This is a genomic window from Curtobacterium sp. MMLR14_002 (genome assembly GCF_001864975.1).
GTDB lineage: Bacteria > Actinomycetota > Actinomycetes > Actinomycetales > Microbacteriaceae > Curtobacterium > Curtobacterium flaccumfaciens.
Genome location: NZ_MJGT01000072.1, coordinates 106,757 through 124,254, shown reverse-complemented (window position 1 = coordinate 124,254; position 17,498 = coordinate 106,757). Strand labels below are relative to the sequence as shown.

General features: G+C 71.8%; 16 protein-coding genes. 14 read left to right on the top strand and 2 right to left on the bottom strand.

The features are described from left to right. Window positions 1-41: 41 nt before the first annotated feature. The 4 genes from BIU91_RS14015 (at window position 42) to BIU91_RS14000 (ending at window position 4,430) form a co-directional block, all read left to right on the top strand. A complete protein-coding gene (locus BIU91_RS14015) occupies window positions 42-1,316 on the top strand; it encodes a sensor histidine kinase (protein WP_253183768.1) in 1,275 nt (424 codons plus the stop codon). After that, window positions 1,298-1,996 (top strand): response regulator transcription factor, encoded by a 699-nt coding sequence (locus BIU91_RS14010; RefSeq protein WP_071405949.1) that lies wholly within the window; start codon window positions 1,298-1,300, stop codon window positions 1,994-1,996. Before BIU91_RS14015 ends, BIU91_RS14010 begins: the two co-directional genes overlap by 19 nt. A gap of 479 nt (window positions 1,997-2,475) precedes the next feature. Further along, the gene (locus BIU91_RS14005) at window positions 2,476-3,357 is read left to right on the top strand and encodes an ATP-binding cassette domain-containing protein (RefSeq protein ID WP_027465984.1); all 882 of its coding nucleotides are present in this window, start codon (window positions 2,476-2,478) and stop codon (window positions 3,355-3,357) included. Beyond that, window positions 3,354-4,430, top strand: a complete 1,077-nt coding sequence (locus tag BIU91_RS14000) for an ABC transporter permease (RefSeq protein ID WP_071405948.1) — start codon at window positions 3,354-3,356, stop codon at window positions 4,428-4,430. The genes BIU91_RS14005 and BIU91_RS14000 overlap by 4 nt, the downstream gene beginning before the upstream one ends. Window positions 4,431-4,539: 109 nt before the next feature. On the opposite strand, the gene BIU91_RS13995 is transcribed toward BIU91_RS14000, so the two are convergent. Continuing rightward, window positions 4,540-5,043 (bottom strand): flavin reductase family protein, encoded by a 504-nt coding sequence (locus BIU91_RS13995; RefSeq protein ID WP_071405947.1) that lies wholly within the window; start codon window positions 5,041-5,043, stop codon window positions 4,540-4,542. Then, window positions 5,040-5,555: an NAD(P)H-dependent oxidoreductase gene (locus BIU91_RS13990; RefSeq protein ID WP_071405946.1), complete on the bottom strand. Its 516-nt coding sequence runs from the start codon at window positions 5,553-5,555 to the stop codon at window positions 5,040-5,042. Before BIU91_RS13990 ends, BIU91_RS13995 begins: the two co-directional genes overlap by 4 nt. Window positions 5,556-6,232: 677 nt before the next feature. Between BIU91_RS13990 and BIU91_RS13985 the strand changes: the two genes are divergently transcribed. The 10 genes from BIU91_RS13985 to BIU91_RS13940 are packed head-to-tail and all read left to right on the top strand — an operon-like array spanning window position 6,233 to window position 17,487. After that, window positions 6,233-7,414, top strand: coding sequence for a sugar ABC transporter substrate-binding protein (locus BIU91_RS13985; protein ID WP_071405945.1), 1,182 nt, complete (start codon window positions 6,233-6,235; stop codon window positions 7,412-7,414). Next, window positions 7,411-9,135 (top strand): sugar ABC transporter ATP-binding protein, encoded by a 1,725-nt coding sequence (locus BIU91_RS13980; protein WP_071405944.1) that lies wholly within the window; start codon window positions 7,411-7,413, stop codon window positions 9,133-9,135. The genes BIU91_RS13985 and BIU91_RS13980 overlap by 4 nt, the downstream gene beginning before the upstream one ends. Beyond that, a complete protein-coding gene (locus tag BIU91_RS13975; protein WP_071405943.1) occupies window positions 9,135-10,172 on the top strand; it encodes an ABC transporter permease in 1,038 nt (345 codons plus the stop codon). Before BIU91_RS13980 ends, BIU91_RS13975 begins: the two co-directional genes overlap by 1 nt. A gap of 54 nt (window positions 10,173-10,226) precedes the next feature. Further along, window positions 10,227-11,327 carry a pyrimidine utilization protein A gene (gene rutA / locus BIU91_RS13970; protein WP_071405942.1) on the top strand — a complete coding sequence of 367 codons (1,101 nt, stop codon included), beginning with the start codon at window positions 10,227-10,229 and terminating at the stop codon, window positions 11,325-11,327. Next, complete coding sequence (locus tag BIU91_RS13965) at window positions 11,324-12,235, top strand: carbon-nitrogen hydrolase family protein (protein WP_071405941.1); 912 nt, start codon at window positions 11,324-11,326, stop codon at window positions 12,233-12,235. The genes rutA and BIU91_RS13965 overlap by 4 nt, the downstream gene beginning before the upstream one ends. After that, on the top strand, window positions 12,232-13,872 hold the full coding sequence (locus tag BIU91_RS13960) for an amidase (protein ID WP_071405940.1): 1,641 nt from the start codon (window positions 12,232-12,234) through the stop codon (window positions 13,870-13,872). The genes BIU91_RS13965 and BIU91_RS13960 overlap by 4 nt, the downstream gene beginning before the upstream one ends. Window positions 13,873-13,915: 43 nt before the next feature. After that, a complete protein-coding gene (locus BIU91_RS13955) occupies window positions 13,916-15,373 on the top strand; it encodes an MFS transporter (RefSeq protein WP_071405939.1) in 1,458 nt (485 codons plus the stop codon). A 46-nt stretch (window positions 15,374-15,419) separates the two neighbouring features. Continuing rightward, window positions 15,420-16,043, top strand: a complete 624-nt coding sequence (locus BIU91_RS13950) for an isochorismatase family protein (protein ID WP_071405938.1) — start codon at window positions 15,420-15,422, stop codon at window positions 16,041-16,043. Then, window positions 16,040-16,672 (top strand): TetR-like C-terminal domain-containing protein, encoded by a 633-nt coding sequence (locus tag BIU91_RS13945; protein WP_071405937.1) that lies wholly within the window; start codon window positions 16,040-16,042, stop codon window positions 16,670-16,672. Before BIU91_RS13950 ends, BIU91_RS13945 begins: the two co-directional genes overlap by 4 nt. Then, window positions 16,669-17,487: a GntR family transcriptional regulator gene (locus BIU91_RS13940; protein ID WP_071405936.1), complete on the top strand. Its 819-nt coding sequence runs from the start codon at window positions 16,669-16,671 to the stop codon at window positions 17,485-17,487. The genes BIU91_RS13945 and BIU91_RS13940 overlap by 4 nt, the downstream gene beginning before the upstream one ends. Window positions 17,488-17,498: the final 11 nt, after the last annotated feature.

Below are 17,498 nucleotides of genomic sequence, written 5' to 3'. Positions count from 1 at the left end.
TGGTGGCGACATCGCACGGGGATTCCGCTAGCGTTTCGCGAGTGGGGACGACGGCGGAGTGGTCGCGACTGCCGGTGGGGCGGCACGAGTACCGGCAGGACACGGTGCTCGCAGTTGTGCTGGCCGGTGGGCTCGCGGTCACGACGTTCCTGTACGGGTCGGCCGGTACCTACGGCGACGACCAGGCCGCCTGGTGGGTCTCGGCGCTGATGATCGTCGCGAACGCGGCCCCGATCGCGTTCCGCCGACGGTTCCCGATGTCGGTGGCCCTCGTGTCGGCGGTGGCGTTCGCCGCGACGCAGCTGCTCCAGGTGCCCGAGGTCTTCCTCGTCAACTTCACGCTCTTCATCGCGCTGTACACGGTGGGTGCGTGGTGCTCCGACCGGGTGCGGGCCGAAGCAGTGCGCTGGGTCGTCATCGGCGGCATGTTCGCGTGGCTGTTCGTCGCGATCTCGTTCGGGTGGGCGTCGCCGAACGCACTGCCGAACGACACGGACTCCCCGGTGGCTCCCTACGTGGCGATCTCGCTCCTCAACATCGTCATCAACGTGATTTACTTCGGCGCTGCCTGGTACGCCGGCAACCGGGCCTGGGCCTCCGCGGTCGCACGACACGAGCTCGCGGAACGCACCGCCGAACTCGCCGCCGAACGGGAGCGGTCCGCGGCACAGGCCGTCACGATCGAGCGGGTGCGGATCGCCCGCGAGCTGCACGACGTGGTCGCCCACCACGTCTCGCTGATGGGCGTGCAGGCGGGTGCTGCACGGCGCGTGATCGGCCGCGACCCCGCGCAGGCCACCGCCTCGCTCGGGGTGGTCGAGGAGAGCGCCCGCACCGCGGTGGAGGAACTCCGGCGCATGCTCGGCACCCTGCGCTCCGACGACGACGCGTCCGGCCTCGGGGCGGCCGGTGGCGACGGCCCGAGCACCGAGGGCCTCACGCGGATCGCCGAGCTGGCCGAGTCCGCCCGGGTGGCCGGCCACCCCGCCGAGTACGTCGTCGTGGGTGACGAGCGCCCGGTGCCGCCGACGGTGGCCGCGGTGGCGTACCGGATCGTGCAGGAAGCGGTGACGAACATCCTCAAGCACGCCGGCCCGACCGCCCGCGCCGACGTCCGGCTGCGGTACCTGGACGACGGCGTCGAGGTGGAGGTCACGGACGACGGGCTCGGTGCCCGTGCTGCCCGGAGCACCTCCGGCAGCGGCCTCGGACACGTCGGGATGCGGGAACGCGTCGCCGCCGTGGACGGACGGATCGAGATCGGGCCACGAGCCCGGGGAGGCTACCTGGTGCGGGCATGGCTGCCGACGACCTGACCATCGTGCTGGCCGACGACCAGGAACTCGTCCGCGCCGGGTTCCGCGTGATCCTGGAGTCCGAGCCCGGGTTCCGGGTCGTGGGCGAAGCCGCGGACGGCGCCGGGGCGGTCGAGGCCGTGCAGCAGCTCCGTCCGGACGTGGTCTGCCTCGACGTGCAGATGCCGGGCGTCGACGGGCTCGAGGCCGCGCGACGGATCGCGGCACTGCCGGACCCGCCGGCGGTGCTCATCCTCACGACGTTCGACAGCGACGACGCGCTGTTCCAGGCGCTCGAGGCGGGGGCGAGCGGGTTCCTGTTGAAGAACGCCTCCCCCGAGCGGCTGATCGACGCCGTGCGGACCGTCGCCGCCGGGGACGCCCTGCTCGCGCCGGACGTCACGCGCCGGGTGATCAGCCGGGCGACGGCGTCGGCTGCGGTGCAGCCCTCGGCGACCACCACGACCGCGACGCCTTCGACGACGGGCGACGATGCACTCGCCGTGGCCGGGCTCACCGAGCGGGAGACCGAGGTGCTGCGGCTCCTCGCCCGGGGCCTGAGCAACGCGGAGATCGCCGCCGAGCTCTACGTCGGGGACGCCACCGTGAAGACCCACGTGTCGAACGTGCTGCAGAAACTCGCACTGCGCGACCGCATCCAGGCCGTCGTCTGGGCGTTCGAGCACGGCGTCGCCGGCTGACCGAGCCGCGCCGAACTCGCACGAGCCGAACAAGCCCGCACGGTGCCGAGTTCGCAGACATGGCCGCACCGTGCGCCTTCGTTCAACCCGTGCAGCGTTGACCGCACCGTGCCGCGCCACCACAACGCACCGTGCAACCAAACCCGCACCAGCCCAACAAGCCCGCACCGTGCCCACCACCGCACCCCACGCCCGCACCGTGCGCCTTCGTTCAACCCGTGCCGCGTTGACCGCACCGTGCGCCGCCAGAACGACGCACCGTGCAACCAAACCCGCACGAGCCGAACAAGGCCGCACCGTGCCGACCCGCACCCAGCGCGCGCCGCGCCGCCCGGCCCGCCGGACCGACGCGCGGTCCTCCCCCACGCGGTGGAGCCGACCACCCACCCAAGTCCCGCCTGGCGGCGGAGGCGGGGCGTGCCTCCCGGCCAATAGCGTCGGACGCAGCGACGACCAGCGTCGCGACGAAGGGGAACGACATGCTCACCATCGAAGGGGTGACCAAGCACTTCGGCGACCGCCGGGTGCTCGACGACGTGGGGTTCACGGTCGGCAGCGGCCGCCTCACCGGCTTCGTCGGCGGCAACGGTGCCGGCAAGACCACCACCATGCGCATCATGCTCGGCGTGCTCCAGGCCGACGCCGGCTCGGTCTCGATCGACGGCACGGCGGTCCGCCCCGCCGACCGCCGCCGCTTCGGCTACATGCCCGAGGAACGCGGCCTGTACCCGAAGATGCCGGTGGCCGAGCAGATCACCTACCTGGCCCGGCTGCACGGGGTCGACAAGCGCGCCGCGACGACCCGCACCGGCGAGCTGCTCGAACGCCTCGAACTCACCGCACACGCCGGCGACCCCGTCGAGAAGCTTTCCCTCGGCAACCAGCAGCGCGTGCAGATCGCGGCGGCGCTGGCACACGACCCCGAGGTGCTCGTGCTCGACGAGCCGTTCTCGGGCCTCGACCCGATGGCCGTCGACACAGTGCTCGGCGTCCTGCGCGAGACCGCGGCCCGGGGCGTCCCGGTGCTGTTCTCGAGCCACCAGCTCGACGTGGTCGAGCGGCTCTGCGACGACGTCGTCGTCATCGCCGGTGGCACGATCCGCGCCGCCGGTCCGCAGGAGGAACTCCGCAAGCAGGCCGGCCCGGCCGCGTGGGAGCTGCTGGTCGACGGGGACGTCGCCTGGCTCCGCGACGAGCCGGGTGTGGCCGTCCGGGAGTTCGACGGCGGGTACGCGGTCTTCGAGGCCGACGCCGCCACCGCCCAGCGTGTCCTGCAGCGCGCCGTGCAGCACGGCACCGTCGGGTCGTTCTCGCCGCGGGTGCCGCGGCTCAGCGAGGTCTTCCGGGAGGTCGTCCGATGAACAACTCCTTCGTGCAGGCCGTGCGGCTCGTCTCCGCACGTGAGATCCAGGCACGCATCCGCAGCAAGGCCTTCGTGGTCTCGGCGCTCATCCTGATCGGCATGGTCGTCGCATCGATCGTCGTCGGCGGGATCGTGAGCAAGGCCACCGCCGACGACACCACCCCGGTCGCGGTCGTCGACGGCGTCTCGCTGCCGACCACGAGCGGGCTCGACGTCACGAAGTCGGCATCGGTCGACGACGCCGAACGGCTCGTGACGAAGGGCGACGTCGACGCGGCGATCGTGCCGTCGGACGACCCGCTCGGCTACAAGGTCGTCGGGCTCGACGAGGCACCGTCCGAGGTCGTCTCGGCGTTGAGCGTGACACCGCGCATCGAGCTGCTCGACCCGGATGCACTGCCGGGTGGGCTGGTGTACCTCATCGCCATCGCGTTCGGCGTCGTGTACTTCGCGTCGGCGGTGACGTTCGGCCAGTCGATCGCGCAGAGCGTCGTCGAGGAGAAGTCGACACGGGTGGTCGAGATCCTGATGTCCGCGATCCCGGCCCGGGCGCTGCTCGCCGGCAAGGTCCTCGGCAACAGCATCATGGCCTTCGCGCAGATCGTCGCGGTGGCCGTCGCCGCCATCGTCACGTTGGCGGTGACCGGGCAGGACAACATGTTCGCGATGCTCGGCCCGAGCATCCTGTGGTTCATCGGCTTCTTCGCGATCGGGTTCGTGCTCCTGGCATCGCTGTTCGCCGCGGCGGCCGTGCTGGTGTCCCGCCAGGAGGACGTCGGCAGCGTCACCACCCCGGTGATGATGCTCGTGATGATCCCGTACTTCCTGATCATCGTCGCGTACGACAACCCGACGATCCTCGGCATCATGTCGTACGTGCCGTTCAGCGCCCCGATCGGCATGCCCATGCGGATCTTCCTGGGGACCGCCGAGTGGTGGGAGCCGATCCTGTCGCTCGTCATCGTCGCCGCTTCGGTGGTCGCGGTCGTGGTCATCGGTGCCCGCGTCTACGAGAACGCACTGCTCCGCACCGGCAGTCGCGTGAAGCTGTCCGAGGCGCTGCGCGGCTGACGCCGCCAGCCGGACGGGCCCGGCAGAGGCAGTCCCGGACTGGAGGCCCGCCCCACGTGAGCAGATCTGCTCACGCGGGGCGGGCCTCCAGTCCGTTGCCCGGCGCCGGTCAGGCGGTCAGGGTCGCGAAGGCGGACCGGTGCCAGACCAGCGGGTTGTGCGCGAAGTCGGACATGAGCCCGAGCACCCGGAGCACCACGATGTCGTGGTCGCCGGCCGGGTAGGTGTGCTCGACCGAGCACTCCAGCCAGATCGGGGCCCCCTGCAGGAACACCGCACCCGTCTCGGCGACCGTCGTGTCGACACCGACGAAGCGGATCGACTTGTCACGCGAGGCGAGCTGCCGGGTGACCTGCGCGTGCCCCTCACCGAGGATCGAGACACCGATCGTGCCGGCGTCCCGGAGCACCGGCCACGTGGTCGACGTGTGCTGCACCGCGAACATCACGAGCGGCGGGTCCTGCGAGACGCCGACCGTGAACGAGGACGCCACGAGCACGGTCGGTTCGCCGTCCACGACGGCGGAGAGCGCGGCGACGCCGCACGGGAACCCGGAGAACGCCTGCTTGAGCGCGGACAGGTCCGGGGCTTCGGTGGAGTAGGGGCTGATCATGACGCGGTTCCTTCCTGGTGGACGGCGGCCGCGCCGAGGACGACGTCCTGCCAGCGGGCGAGCCACACGTCGGTCGATGCGGGGTCCGAGTACTGCTTGTCGTTGAGGTACAGGGCGGGTGCGACGACGGTCGCGCCGAGTTCGACCAGCACCGGTTTGAGGAAGACCTCGGGGGCGAGGGCATGGGCCGGGCCGGCGCCGAGCATGAGCGGCACCGCGACGACGCCGGCGAGTCCGTCGCCGGTTCCGAACTGGTCGAGGAACAGCTTGAGCACGCCGGTGTACGTCGCCTTGAACGTCGGCGACGCGACGACGACGAGGTCCGAACCGGCGACGGTCCGGACGGCGTCCGACACGGCGGCGTCACCCCAGCCGAGCAGGCCGGCACCCAGGTCGATGACGTCGACGACGTGGTCGGGGGCGCGGCCGGTGAGCCGTTCGAGCACGACCGTCGCGGCGTCGAGCGTCCGTGAGGCCGGCTTGGGGTTGCCGGCGACGACGGTGGTGATCATCGGGGTGCTCCTGTCGGTGGGCGGGTGATGGGTGCGGGGGTGTTCGTGGAGCGTGTGGTTCGTGCAGCGGGTCGTTGGTGCAGTCCACCGCTCGTTCGTTTCGCCGCCGTGCCGCGTCCGTATCGGGTGGGTTACGCCAGCTGCGCCTGCTCCGTGGCACCCGAATGTCCCGGTCAGCGGGGCTGCGCGTCCGGGTCTCCCGGCCATTCCGCCAGGCACGGTCCTCGCTGACCGCACCGAATTGTGAGAGCGCCGTTTCCGGAAGTCGCCTCGGATGGGTCCGGCGTGTTTCGCCCCGCCGTCGCCGGCCCGTCACCGCCCGGATCCGCCCCTGCTCGCGGGTCGGTGGCGCAGTCGTCCGCCCCGGATCGGCGGGGCGGACGCCCCTCGGCGTCGGGCGTCGCAGGTGGCCTAACACCAGCGAAACAAACGCCTAACAGGACCGTTACCGGGCGACCGCCTGCCGATGCCCCGCGGCCGTTACATTCGCATCAGCCCCACTGCAGCGGCCGGCGTCACCGGCGATCCGCCGCCCCGCCGCCGCCCGGTCCGGCTCCCTGCACGTCCTGCCCCGCTCCGCGGGGCCTTCGTCGTACCCGCCGCAGCTCCCCCGTCCCCGCTCCGGTTCCCCGTCCCCGCACCTTCCCTGCTCCACCCGTCCAGGAGGTCCCCGACCGATGTCGTCCCCCGCACCGTCCCGAACGCGTCCGTCGCGTCCCGCGCTCCTCGCCGCCGCACTCGCCGGCGTGCTGTTGCTGTCCGCCTGCTCCGCCACCTCGACCGCGTCGACGAGTTCCGGTGACGACACCGCCGGTGTCGAGCACGCCACGAGCCAGATCAAGGCCGCCAGCGTCGACCCCGAGTTCACCTTCGAGGGCGCTCGCTTCGACATGTCGGGCATCGCCGGCAAGACGATCTTCAACATCCCGAACTCGTCCGCCGTCCCCTTCATCACCGCGGTCGACGAGGCCGGCGAGAAGGTCGCCGAGCAGTACGGCGCGAAGTGGATCGAGTACACCAACCAGGGCACGCCCACCGAGCACTCCGCCGGCATCGACCAGGCGATCAGCCGCGGAGCCGACATCATCGTGCTGGCGCAGGGCGTCAACGGCGAACTGATCGTCCCGGCGCTGAAGCGTGCGAAGGCAGCGGGGATCCCCGTGCTGATCAGTCACACCTACCAGACCGGGCAGGCGCTGCCGGACCAGCTGCAGGACCTCGTCGCCGCGCAGGTGACCGCCCCGTTCCACGAAGCCGCGAAGCTCAACGCCGACTGGGCCATCAAGGAGACCAAGGGCCAGGGCGACGTCCTCATCATCACGTCGTCCGAGGTGCCGCCGTCCGACGGGATCGTCAAGGCGATGCAGGACGAGTTCGAGGCGCAGTGCGACGGCTGCAAGGTGAAGGTGACGAACGTCCCCGTCGCCGACTGGGCGACGAAGATCTCGTCGACCGTGCAGTCGGCGGTGCAGTCCGACCCGAACCTCGACTACGTCCTGCCGGTCTACGACTCGATGACGCTGTACGTCGAGGCCGGCGTGACCGCTGCCGGCAAGACCGGCCAGGTCTTCACCTCCTCGTACAACGGCACCCCCGCGGTGCTGAAGATCCTGCAGGAGGGCAGCGTCCTCACGATGGACATCGGCGAGAACATGGAGTGGCTCGCCTACGCGACGCTCGACCAGGCCGGCCGTGTCCTCACCGGCACGCCGATCATCGAGGACGGTGACGAGAAGACCCCGCTGAAGGTCTTCACGAAGGACAACGTCGACGAGACCGGCACGCCGCCGGCGCCGAGCAAGGGCTACGGCGACGCGTACAAGACCGGGTACGAAGCGATCTGGGGCGCGGCCGAGTGACCGCCACCCGGGAGGCACGGCTCGGCTCCGCATCGTCGGCTGCGGTCGTCGGGTCGGGTGCGGACACCGCGTCCGGCGCGGTCGTCGGGTCCGGTGCGGCCGTCGGGTCCGGTGCGGACACCGGGCCGGTCCTGCGGATCAGCGGGCTCACGAAGCGCTTCGGCGGGCTGACCGCGCTCGACGACGTCGACCTCGAGGTCCTGCCGGGCCAGGTGCACGCACTGCTCGGCGAGAACGGCTCCGGCAAGTCGACCCTCATCAAGATCCTGTCCGGCACGTACGCGCCGGAACCGGGCGCGACGATCGAGGTCCGAGGCGCCCGACTGCCCCTGCCGGTGCCTCCCGGGTACTTCCGCCGCGTCGGGATCAGCTTCGTCCACCAGGACCTCGCACTCGTGCCGTCGCTCGGCGTGACCGAGAACCTCCGGCTCGCGACCGTGGTGGCCGGGCGCGGACCCTTCGTCCGCTGGGGCGCCGAGCACCGTGCCGCGGCCGAGCTGTTCGCGCGGTACGGGGTGGACATCGACCCGCGAGCACGGATCGACGACCTCACCGACACCCAGAAGGCCCTCGTCGCGATCCTGCGGGCCGTTGCCGAGCTGGGCGACGACCGGGCGCTCATCGTGCTCGACGAGCCGACGGTCTTCCTGCCGAAGGAGGACGCCGACCTGCTGTTCCGCGTCGTGAAGGACCTCGTCGCGGACGGCCGCACCTCGGCACTGCTCGTGTCGCACGACATGTCCGAGGTCCTCCAGCACGCCGACCGGGTCACCGTCCTGCGGGCCGGCCGGGTCCAGGCGCACCGGGACACCACCTCTACGACGGCGGACGAGCTCGTCTCCCTCATCGTCGGACGCGGACTGGACGGTCCCGCCGCCAGGACTCCGCGCCCGGCGACCACCGGCGACGCCGTCGTGACGGTGCGGGACCTCCGGGTCGGTGTCGTCGACGGTCTGTCGTTCGACGTCGCGGACGGCGAGGTCGTCGGCATCACCGGACTCGCCGGCTCCGGTGTCGAGGACGTGCTGCCCGGCCTGTACGGCGCACGGCCCGCGACCGGCTCGCTCGCCGTGCGGCACGACGGGGCGACGCCCGCGCCGGTCGACCTGGCACGGGTGACGCCCGGCTCCTCGATCGCCCGCGGCGTCGTGTACGTCCCCGCGGACCGCAAGCGCGAGGGCGGGGCGCTCACCCTGTCCGTCGAGCAGAACGTCACGCTCCCCGTCCTCGGGAAGCTCCGCGGGCTGCTCGGCCTGTCGCCCGCGCGGGAACGCGCCCACGTCGCGGGACTCGTCCGCGACTACGACGTCCGGCCCGCGGACCCGGCCGCCCTGTTCGGAACCCTGTCCGGCGGCAACCAGCAGAAAGCCGTCCTGGCCAAGTGGATGCAGGACGACCCGAGGCTCGTGCTGCTGCAGGAACCGACCCAGGGCATCGACGTCGGGGCCCGCGCCGCGATCTTCTCGATGCTCCGCCGGAGTGCGGAGCAGGGCGTCACGATCGTCTGCGCCTCCACCGACTACGACCAGCTCGCGCAGGTGTGCGACCGCGTCGTCGTGCTCGCCCACGGCCGCGTACACGACGTGCTGACCGACGACCGGATCGACCGCGACGTCATCGCGGCTGCCGTCGTGGCGAGCCTCGTCGACGACGACGCCCCGGCGTCCCCCGCCGTGCCCTCCTCCCCCGATGCCTCCTCCGCAGTCAAGGAGAACGCCTGATGTCCACCACCGCCGACCCCGTCCTCGAGACCTCGATCGTCCGTCCGACCCGCCCGCGCTTCTCGTGGGGGCACACCGAGCGGTACGCGCTGCTCGGCGCCTGGCTCGTCATCGTCATCGCGTTCAGCATCGCGCTGCCCGACACCTACCCGACCCTCGGCAACCTGCAGAACATCCTCGGATCACAGTCGGTGCTGCTCATCCTGGCGCTCGGGTTCCTGTTCCCGCTCACCGCGGGTGAGTTCGACCTCTCCGGCGCTTCGACGATGTCGCTCTCCGCCATGACCATCGCCGTGCTCAACGCGAAGATGGACATCCCGCTCGTGCCCGCGATCGCCGCCGGCCTGGTCATCGGCGTCGTCGTGGGTCTGGTCAACGGCCTGCTCACCGTCGGGTTCCGCATCGACTCGTTCATCGTCACCCTCGGCACGTCGACGTTCATGATCGGGATCATCCAGTGGATGAGCGCGTCGTCGTCGGTGACGGGCATCGACCCGGCGCTCGTGCAGGCCACCGTCGGGTGGCGCGGCCTGGCGGGCCTGCCGCTCGCGTTCGTCTACGGGCTGGTCGCCACCGTCGTCGTCCTGGTCGTGCTGAGCGCCACCCCGGTCGGCCGGCGGCTCCTGTTCGTCGGCACCGGCCGCACCGTCGCCGAACTCTCCGGGCTGAACGTGCGACGGCTGCGGGTCGGCGCGTTCGTCGGCGCGGGGCTCACCGCCGCGGTCGCCGGGGTCGTCTACGCCGGCACCCTCGGCGGCGCCGACCCGTCGAGCGGACAGTCGTTCCTGCTCCCCGCGTTCGCCGCCTGCTACCTCGGCGCGACCGCGATCGTCCCCGGCCGCTTCAACGCGATCGGCACCTTCATCGCCGTGTACTTCCTGTTCTCCGGAGTCGTCGGCCTGCAGATGCTCGGCGCCGACAACTTCGTGCAGCAGCTGTTCTACGGCGGCGCCCTCATCGTCGCCGTCGCCGTGTCGCAGACCATCCGGCGGCACTCCGTCGCGACCGCCGCCAAGGCCGCCGCGAAGCGTTCCTGAACCCGCTCCCCGTTCGTCCCTCCCTCGACACCCACCACAGAAAGCGAGTCCCCCATGGACATCGGAGTCTTCATCCCGATCGGCAGCAACGGCTGGCTCATCTCCACCACCTCGCCCCAGTACAAGCCGTCGTTCGACCTGAACCTCGAGATCGTGCAGAAGGCCGAGGCGTACGGCTTCGACTTCGCCCTCTCGATGATCAAGCTGCGCGGCTTCGGCGGCCCGAGCGGCTTCTGGGACGAGAACCTCGAGTCCTTCACCCTGATGGCCGGTCTCGCTGCCCGCACCGAGCGGATCCGCCTGTTCGCGACGACCGCCGTCCTGACCATCCCGCCGGCGATCGCGGCACGCATGGCGGCGACCGTCGACTCGATCTCGCACGGCCGCTTCGGGCTCAACCTGGTCGCAGGGTGGCAGAAAGCGGAGTACGACCAGATGGGCCTCTGGCCGGGCGACGAGGTGCACTTCAAGCGCCGCTACGCCTACCAGACCGAGTACATGCAGGTGATGAAGGAGCTGTGGGAGACCGGCCGGAGCGACTTCCACGGCGAGTACTTCCAGATGGACGACTGCCGGATGCTCCCGCGGCCGACGTCGCACATCCCGATCGTCTCGGCCGGCCAGTCGTCGCAGGGCATGGCGTTCGCTGCGGAGCACTCCGACTACAACTTCTCGATGGGCGTCGGCGTGAACACCCCGACGGCCTACGCCGAGCAGAACCAGGCCCTGCTCGAGGCCCGCGAGAAGACCGGCCGCGACGTGGGGTCCTACGTGCTCTTCATGGTCATCGCCGACGAGACCGACGAGGCCGCCCAGGCGAAGTGGGAGCGGTACAGCGACGGGGTCGACGTCGAGGCCATCGCCTGGATGACCGGCCAGGCGCTCACCGACGCCGAGGGCGAGGAGGGCAACACGGCGAAGCGGATCTCGCTGCCCGAGGGCGCCGTGAACATGAACATGGGCACGCTCGTCGGCTCCTACGAGCACGTCGCGGCGATGCTCGACGAGGCCGCGGCGGTCGAGGGCACGAAGGGCATCATGCTGGTCTTCGACGACTTCCTGCAGGGGATGGACGACTTCGGCACCCGCATCCAGCCGCTGATGCGCACCCGCGAGGGCGTCGCTTCCGCTGCTCCGAGCGCGGTCACCGCATGAGCGCCGCAGCGAGCCGCCCGGTCATCGAGGTCGCGGTCGTCCAGGCCGGCGAGGTCCCCGCCGACCACGACGTCGCCCTCGACCAGCTCATCGCCCTGTTCGAGGAAGCCGCCGTCGGCGCCGACCTCGTCGTCTTCCCCGAGCTCTGCACCACGCCCTACTTCTGCGGTGTGGTCAACGACAGCCGGAAGTCCTGGGCACAGCCCGTCCCCGGTCCGGCGACCGCCCGCTTCGCGAGTGCGGCGAAGCGTCTGGGCACCGCCGTCGCCTTCGGTCTCTACGAGGACGCGGGCGATGCGCAGTACAACAGCGCGGTGCTCATCGACGCCGACGGGACGCTCGTGCAGGGCACCGACGTGCACGGCGACCGTGTGGCGTCGTACCGCAAGACCTCGATCCCGACGAACGCGATCTCCGACGTCGACGAGAAGCACTACTTCGAAGCCGGGTCCGGACCGGTCGTGTTCGACGCGCTCGGCACCCGATTCGGCATGCTCATCTGCTACGACCGGAGCTTCCCGGAGTACTGGCTCGCGTCACGGGCCGCCGGCGCCGAGGTGATGCTCGTGCTCGTGTCCTCGATGGGCTTCCGCGAGACCCTGTTCACCCAGGAACTCCAGGTCCGCGCGCTCGAGACCCAGACGTGGGTCCTCGCCCCGAACCGCGGCGGCGAAGAGACCGTCGACGGCAAGACCGTCAGCTACTTCGGTCGGTCCTCGGTCGTCTCACCACGGGGTGCCCTGGTCGTCTCGGCCCCCGCCCACCAGGCGGGGCCGATCATCCGGGCCACCATCGACGTCGGCGAGGTCGCGGCAGCCCGCCGGGACTTCCCGCTCGGACGTGACCGGCAGCCCGGGGTGTTCCGGTACCTCGCCGACGCCCACGCAGCGGCGGCGGTCCCCGCGTGACGGACGTCGCCGCCCTGGTCCGCGGCACCATCGCACCGCAGCTCGACCGCGCGCTGGCCGCCAGCCGCGCGAACCCGTTGCCCGCCGCCCCGTCGGCGCTGCCCGCGGAACCGGCGCACAGCGCGCAGCTGTTCGGCCGGCTCCTCGACGCAGCGGTCGACGGGGCCCCGGCGCCGACCGCTGCCGGGCCGGACGACCTGGCGGCGTCCCGGGCTGCCACCGACCCCGCCGCCGCCTCGGTCGTCGAGCTCCTCGCCGCGTACCGGTCCGGCACCACGACCCCGTCCGAGGTCCTCGCCGCACTCGCCCCGCACTGGACGAGCGACGACGTCTGGTCCGACGCCGTCCTGCGCCTGGTGCACGGGGCCGAGGAAGCCGCCGCCGAGTCCACCCGCCGCTGGGCGGACGACGACGCCCGGCCGCTCGAGGGGATCCCGTTCGCCGTGAAGGACATCATCGACGTCGCGGGGACGATCGTCACGAGCGGCTCGCTCCAGACCGGTGACCGTGTGGCCCCGGCCGACGCCACCGTCGTGGCCCGGCTCCGCTCCGCCGGCGCGATCCCGGTGTTCACGGCGGCCACCACCGAGTTCGCCTGCGGCGGGCCGCACAACGCCCGGTACGGCGCCGTGCGGAACCCCTGGGACCCCGAGCGCTGGACCGGTGGCTCCTCGACCGGGTCGGGTTCGGCGCTCGCCGCCCGGATCGTCCCGCTCGCGCTCGGGTCGGACACCGGCGGGTCGATCCGCGTGCCGTCCGCCCTCTGCGGGACCACCGGGATCAAGCCGACGTACGGGCTCGTGCCGCGCACCGGGGTCGCGAGCCTGTCGTGGACCCTCGACCACGTCGGACCGATGGCACGCTCCGCGGAGGACCTCGCGCTCGTCCTGCGGGTCATCGCCGGCTCCGACGGCCAGGACCCGACGACGTTCCCCACCGTCCCGCTCATCGAGGCCGCGCCGGAACGGGTCGAGGGGCTCCGGATCGGGGTCCCGCTCGGCTGGTTCACCGAACGCGTCGACCGTGCGGTGCTCGATGCACACGCCGCGGCGGTCGAGCGGTTCCACGAGCTCGGTGCGACCCTCGTACCGATCGAGTTCGACGACCTGGAGTCGATCGACTCGGAGTGCTGGACGGTGTTCTACGGTGAGCTCGCCGCGAACCAGGAGGCCAACGCCGGCACGGCCGACCTGTTCGACGCCGGGACCCGCGCCCGGTTCGACGTGTCGTTCCTGCCGACCGCTGCCGACTACCTCCGGGCACTCCGCCGTCGCCCGCTCGTGCAGGCCGCGATGGTCACCCGGATGGACGAGGCCGGCGTCGACGTGGTGCTCACTCCCGGGATCGGTGCCACCGCCCCGCGGCTCGACGACCTGACGATGTCGGTCGACGGCGAGCGCTTCAACCTGCACGACGTCATCCCCCGGAACACCCGGCTGTTCGACTACGTGGGGTTCCCCGCGCTGATGATGCCGGCGGGCACCGCGCCGGACGGTCTGCCCGTCGGCGTGCAGCTCGTCGCGCGGCCGTGGGACGACCGCCTCGTGCTGTCCGCAGCGGCCGCCTTCCAGCGGATCACGACGCACCACCGCGCGGTGCCGTCGTCGTCCGCCGTGCGAGGGCCGAGCGATCGGTAGCCGCCCCGTCGACGAGGGCGCCGCCCGGCGACGCGCCTGGCAGGTGCTCTGCGCGTCGAGCCTCAGCGTCGTCCTCGTCTTCATCTCCTCGAGCGCACTCCTCATCGCGCTCCCCGACGTCAGCCGTGACCTCGACGCCAGCGCCGTGCAGTCCAGCTGGGTGCTCCTCAGTTACATGCTCACCACGACCACCCTCATCCTGGTCTTCGGGCGCATCGCCGACCTGGTCGGTCGTCGTCGTCTCTACATCGCCGGGATCCTCGTCTTCCTGCTCGCCTCACTCGCGTGCGGCTTCGCTCCCGACGCGGCGGTGCTGCTCGGCGCCCGACTCGTGCAGGGCGTGGGCGCGGCGGCGATCGTCACCAACACGACCGCGCTGCTCACCGATGTCTTCCCGGAGTCGATCCTGTCGCTCGGCCTCGGTCTGAACGCCACGGTCGCCGCGGTGGGGCAGGTCATCGGTCCGGTCGTGGGTGGGCTCGTCGCCGAGTCGTTCGGGTGGCGCTGGATCTTCCTCGCCGGTGTGCCGATCTCACTGGCCGGACTCATCTGGTCACTCCGGTTGATCCCCCACAGCACGCGCCCCCGTTCCGGCGAGCGCCTCGACGTGCCGGGGTCGGTCCTGTCCGTCGCCGCCGTCGGACTGCTCGTCGGTGCGGTCTCGACCGGCGGCTCGGTCGGCTGGTCGGCCGTGCCCGTCGTCGCGATGACCGCCGGCGCGGTCGTGCTCGGCGGTGTGTTCGTGTGGACCCAACGCCGGGTCGCGCACCCCCTGGTCGACCCGGCGATCTTCCGCGACCGCACCACCATCACCCTGTTCTCCGCCGCCGGGCTGTGCGCCCTGTCCAGCTACGCACTGGTCCTGCTGGCTTCCCTGTCGTTCCAGGCGGTCGACGGCAAGGACGCCGTCGACGCCGCCCTCTGGGTGCTGCCCACGCCGATCGGCACGACGGTCGCGGCGGTGAGCGCCGGGTTCCTCGCCCGCCGGGTCGCCGCACGGACGCTGTCGACCATCGGCATGCTCCTCATCGCGCTCGGCGCCGCGGTGCTCGCGGTGTCCCTCGCCGACGGCGACGCCTACGCCGTCACCGCCACCGGCCTCGGCGCGGTCGGGGTCGGCACCGGCGTGTTCATGACGCCGAGCACGTCGGCACTGATGACCCGCGTCCCGGAGCACCGCCGCGGCATCGCGAACGCCATCCGTTCGGCCCTGCAGAACGCCGGTTTCCTGTTCTCGACGGCGCTCGGCCTCGCGATCGCGACGGGCGGCCTGTCCGCGGCCCAGGCGGCTGCGGCCTACGACGGCAGCCTGCTCAGCCTGCCGTCCGGCGACGTCCAGGTGTTCGTCGACGGCGTCCGCGCCGCGGCGCTGACGTTCGCCGGCTGCGCGGCCCTGGGGGCGCTCATCGTCGCGTTCGGTCCGTTCGGGCCTCCCGACCGGGAGGCGCCACTCCGGCCCGACAGGTCGGGGCCGATCCCCGAGCCGGGGGCGTCCACATGACCGTCCCCACCCTGGCAACGACCACCCACGACGGAAGCAGGACGCCATGACCGACGACCACCAGGACTACGCGGCAGCCGGCTTCACCGGCACGCTCCGCCCAGGACGACGCGCTGCGCTCGTCGTGGTCGATCCGGTCCGCGCCTACGTCGACCCCGGCTGCGGGCTCTACGCCGGCGTCGAGGAACCCGTCGAGCGGATGCGGGAGCTCACCACCGCTGCCCGCGCCGCCGGGGTGCACGTGGCGATCACGACGATGGCGCTCTCCGCCGACGGGTCCAACGCCGGCGTGTTCTTCCGCAAGGTGCCGGCACTCGCCGCGTACCTGCCCGGCGCGTCCACCGGAGCGTTCATCGACGGGCTCGAACCCCTCGACGGCGACACCCTGGTCCCCAAGCAGTACCCGAGCGCGTTCTTCGGCACGTCGCTGGCCGCCGACCTCGTCGCCCGCGGCGTCGACACGCTCTTCATCGCGGGACTGTCGACGAGCGGGTGCATCCGCGCGACGGCCACGGACGCCATGCAGCACGGGTTCGTCCCGATCGTCGTGCGCGAAGCCGTCGGCGACCGGTTGCCGAGCGTGCACGAGGCCAACCTGTTCGACATCGCCGCCAAGATCGGCGAGGTCTGGCCCATGGACCAGGTCCTCGAGCACTGGGACGCGGCATGAGCACCACGGCGCGCATCGAGGCGCCGGTCCGGGGCCGGCCGCGGAGCGCTGCCGTCGGCGAGTCCGTGTACACCGCGTGCGTCGAGATCCTGGCCGAGGGCGACCCCCGCGCGTTCACGATCCGTGCCGTCGCCGACGCGGCCGGCGTGGGTGCGGCGACGATCTACCGGCGGTGGTCGAGCAAGGAGGTCCTGCTCACCGAGACCGTGATCCGGCTGATGGAGGAGCACATCCCGACGGTGCAGGACGCCCCGATCGCCGAGGGTGTCCTCGGGCTCACCCGGGGATGGGTGCACGCCCTCGTCGCGACGCCGGTCGGTCGGGCGCTCCCGCTCATCGTGGAGACCGCGTCGCACGAGCCGCGGGTCGCCGAGGCCGTCGCCGAGTGGCACCTGGACCGGCGGCTGCGGGTCAACGCGATGCTGCAGCGGGCGATGGACGCGGGCGACCTGCGACCGGACGTCGACCTCGGCATCGCCGTGGACCTGCTCGGCGGGCCGACGTTCTACCGACGCGTGTTCGTCTCGCTCGACATCCAGGCGCCGGACTACCCGGTGCGGCTGGCCCGGGAGTTCCTGCGGTGGGCCGGTTGGACCGGCGACCTGTCGACGGTGGGGGTGACCTCGTGACCGGGACCGTGCCGGAGGGGTTCGCCCCGTCCGCTGCCTGGACCGACATGGGGGTCGGAACGACACCGTCGGCACCGGGTCACTGGATCGGGTTCAACCGACGATCCGACGCGGCCCGCCAGGTGTCCGACCTGATCCGGGCCGACATCGTCGCGGGGCGGTTCACCGGGCCGCTGCCGTACGAGTGGGAGCTGCTCGACCTGTACGGCACGACGCGGAACGTCCTGCGGGCTGCCCTCGCGTTGCTCAAGGAACAGCGGCTGCTCACCCGTGCGCCGCGATCGGGCACGTTCGGTGTGCGGCCCGTCGCCTCGGTGAGCCTGGCACGCACGTCCGACGAGGTCACGATCTACGGCGAGACGGCCGGCGGCAGCGTGTTCGAGTCGCCCCGGCTCAGCATCGTGCACCTGTGCGTGCAGCAGGTGACCGCGCCGGAGACCGTCCGGCGCAACCTGCAGATGACCGGCAGCAGCGCGTTCTTCGTCGAGAGCCTCATCTCGTTCGACGGCGAACCGAGCCGGGTCCGGACGAGCTGGGTCCCGCACGAGCGGTTCCCCGACCTGGTCGCCGAACCGCTCACCGAGTACGTGCCGGACGTGCTCGTTAGGAAGGCCGGCGCGCGGCCGGAGGCACGACGGTTGCTCCTGAGCACCGTGAACGCCGACCAGTGGACGGCCGACCTGCTCGACATCGATCCCGGCCAGGCGATCTTCCACATCGAACGGCTGATGTGCCTGGCCGACGGGACACCCGTCGAGTACGGGTTCTCGCGGTACCGCGGCGACCGGGCGGTGATCGACTCCCGGATCACGTGAGGCCCGGGCTG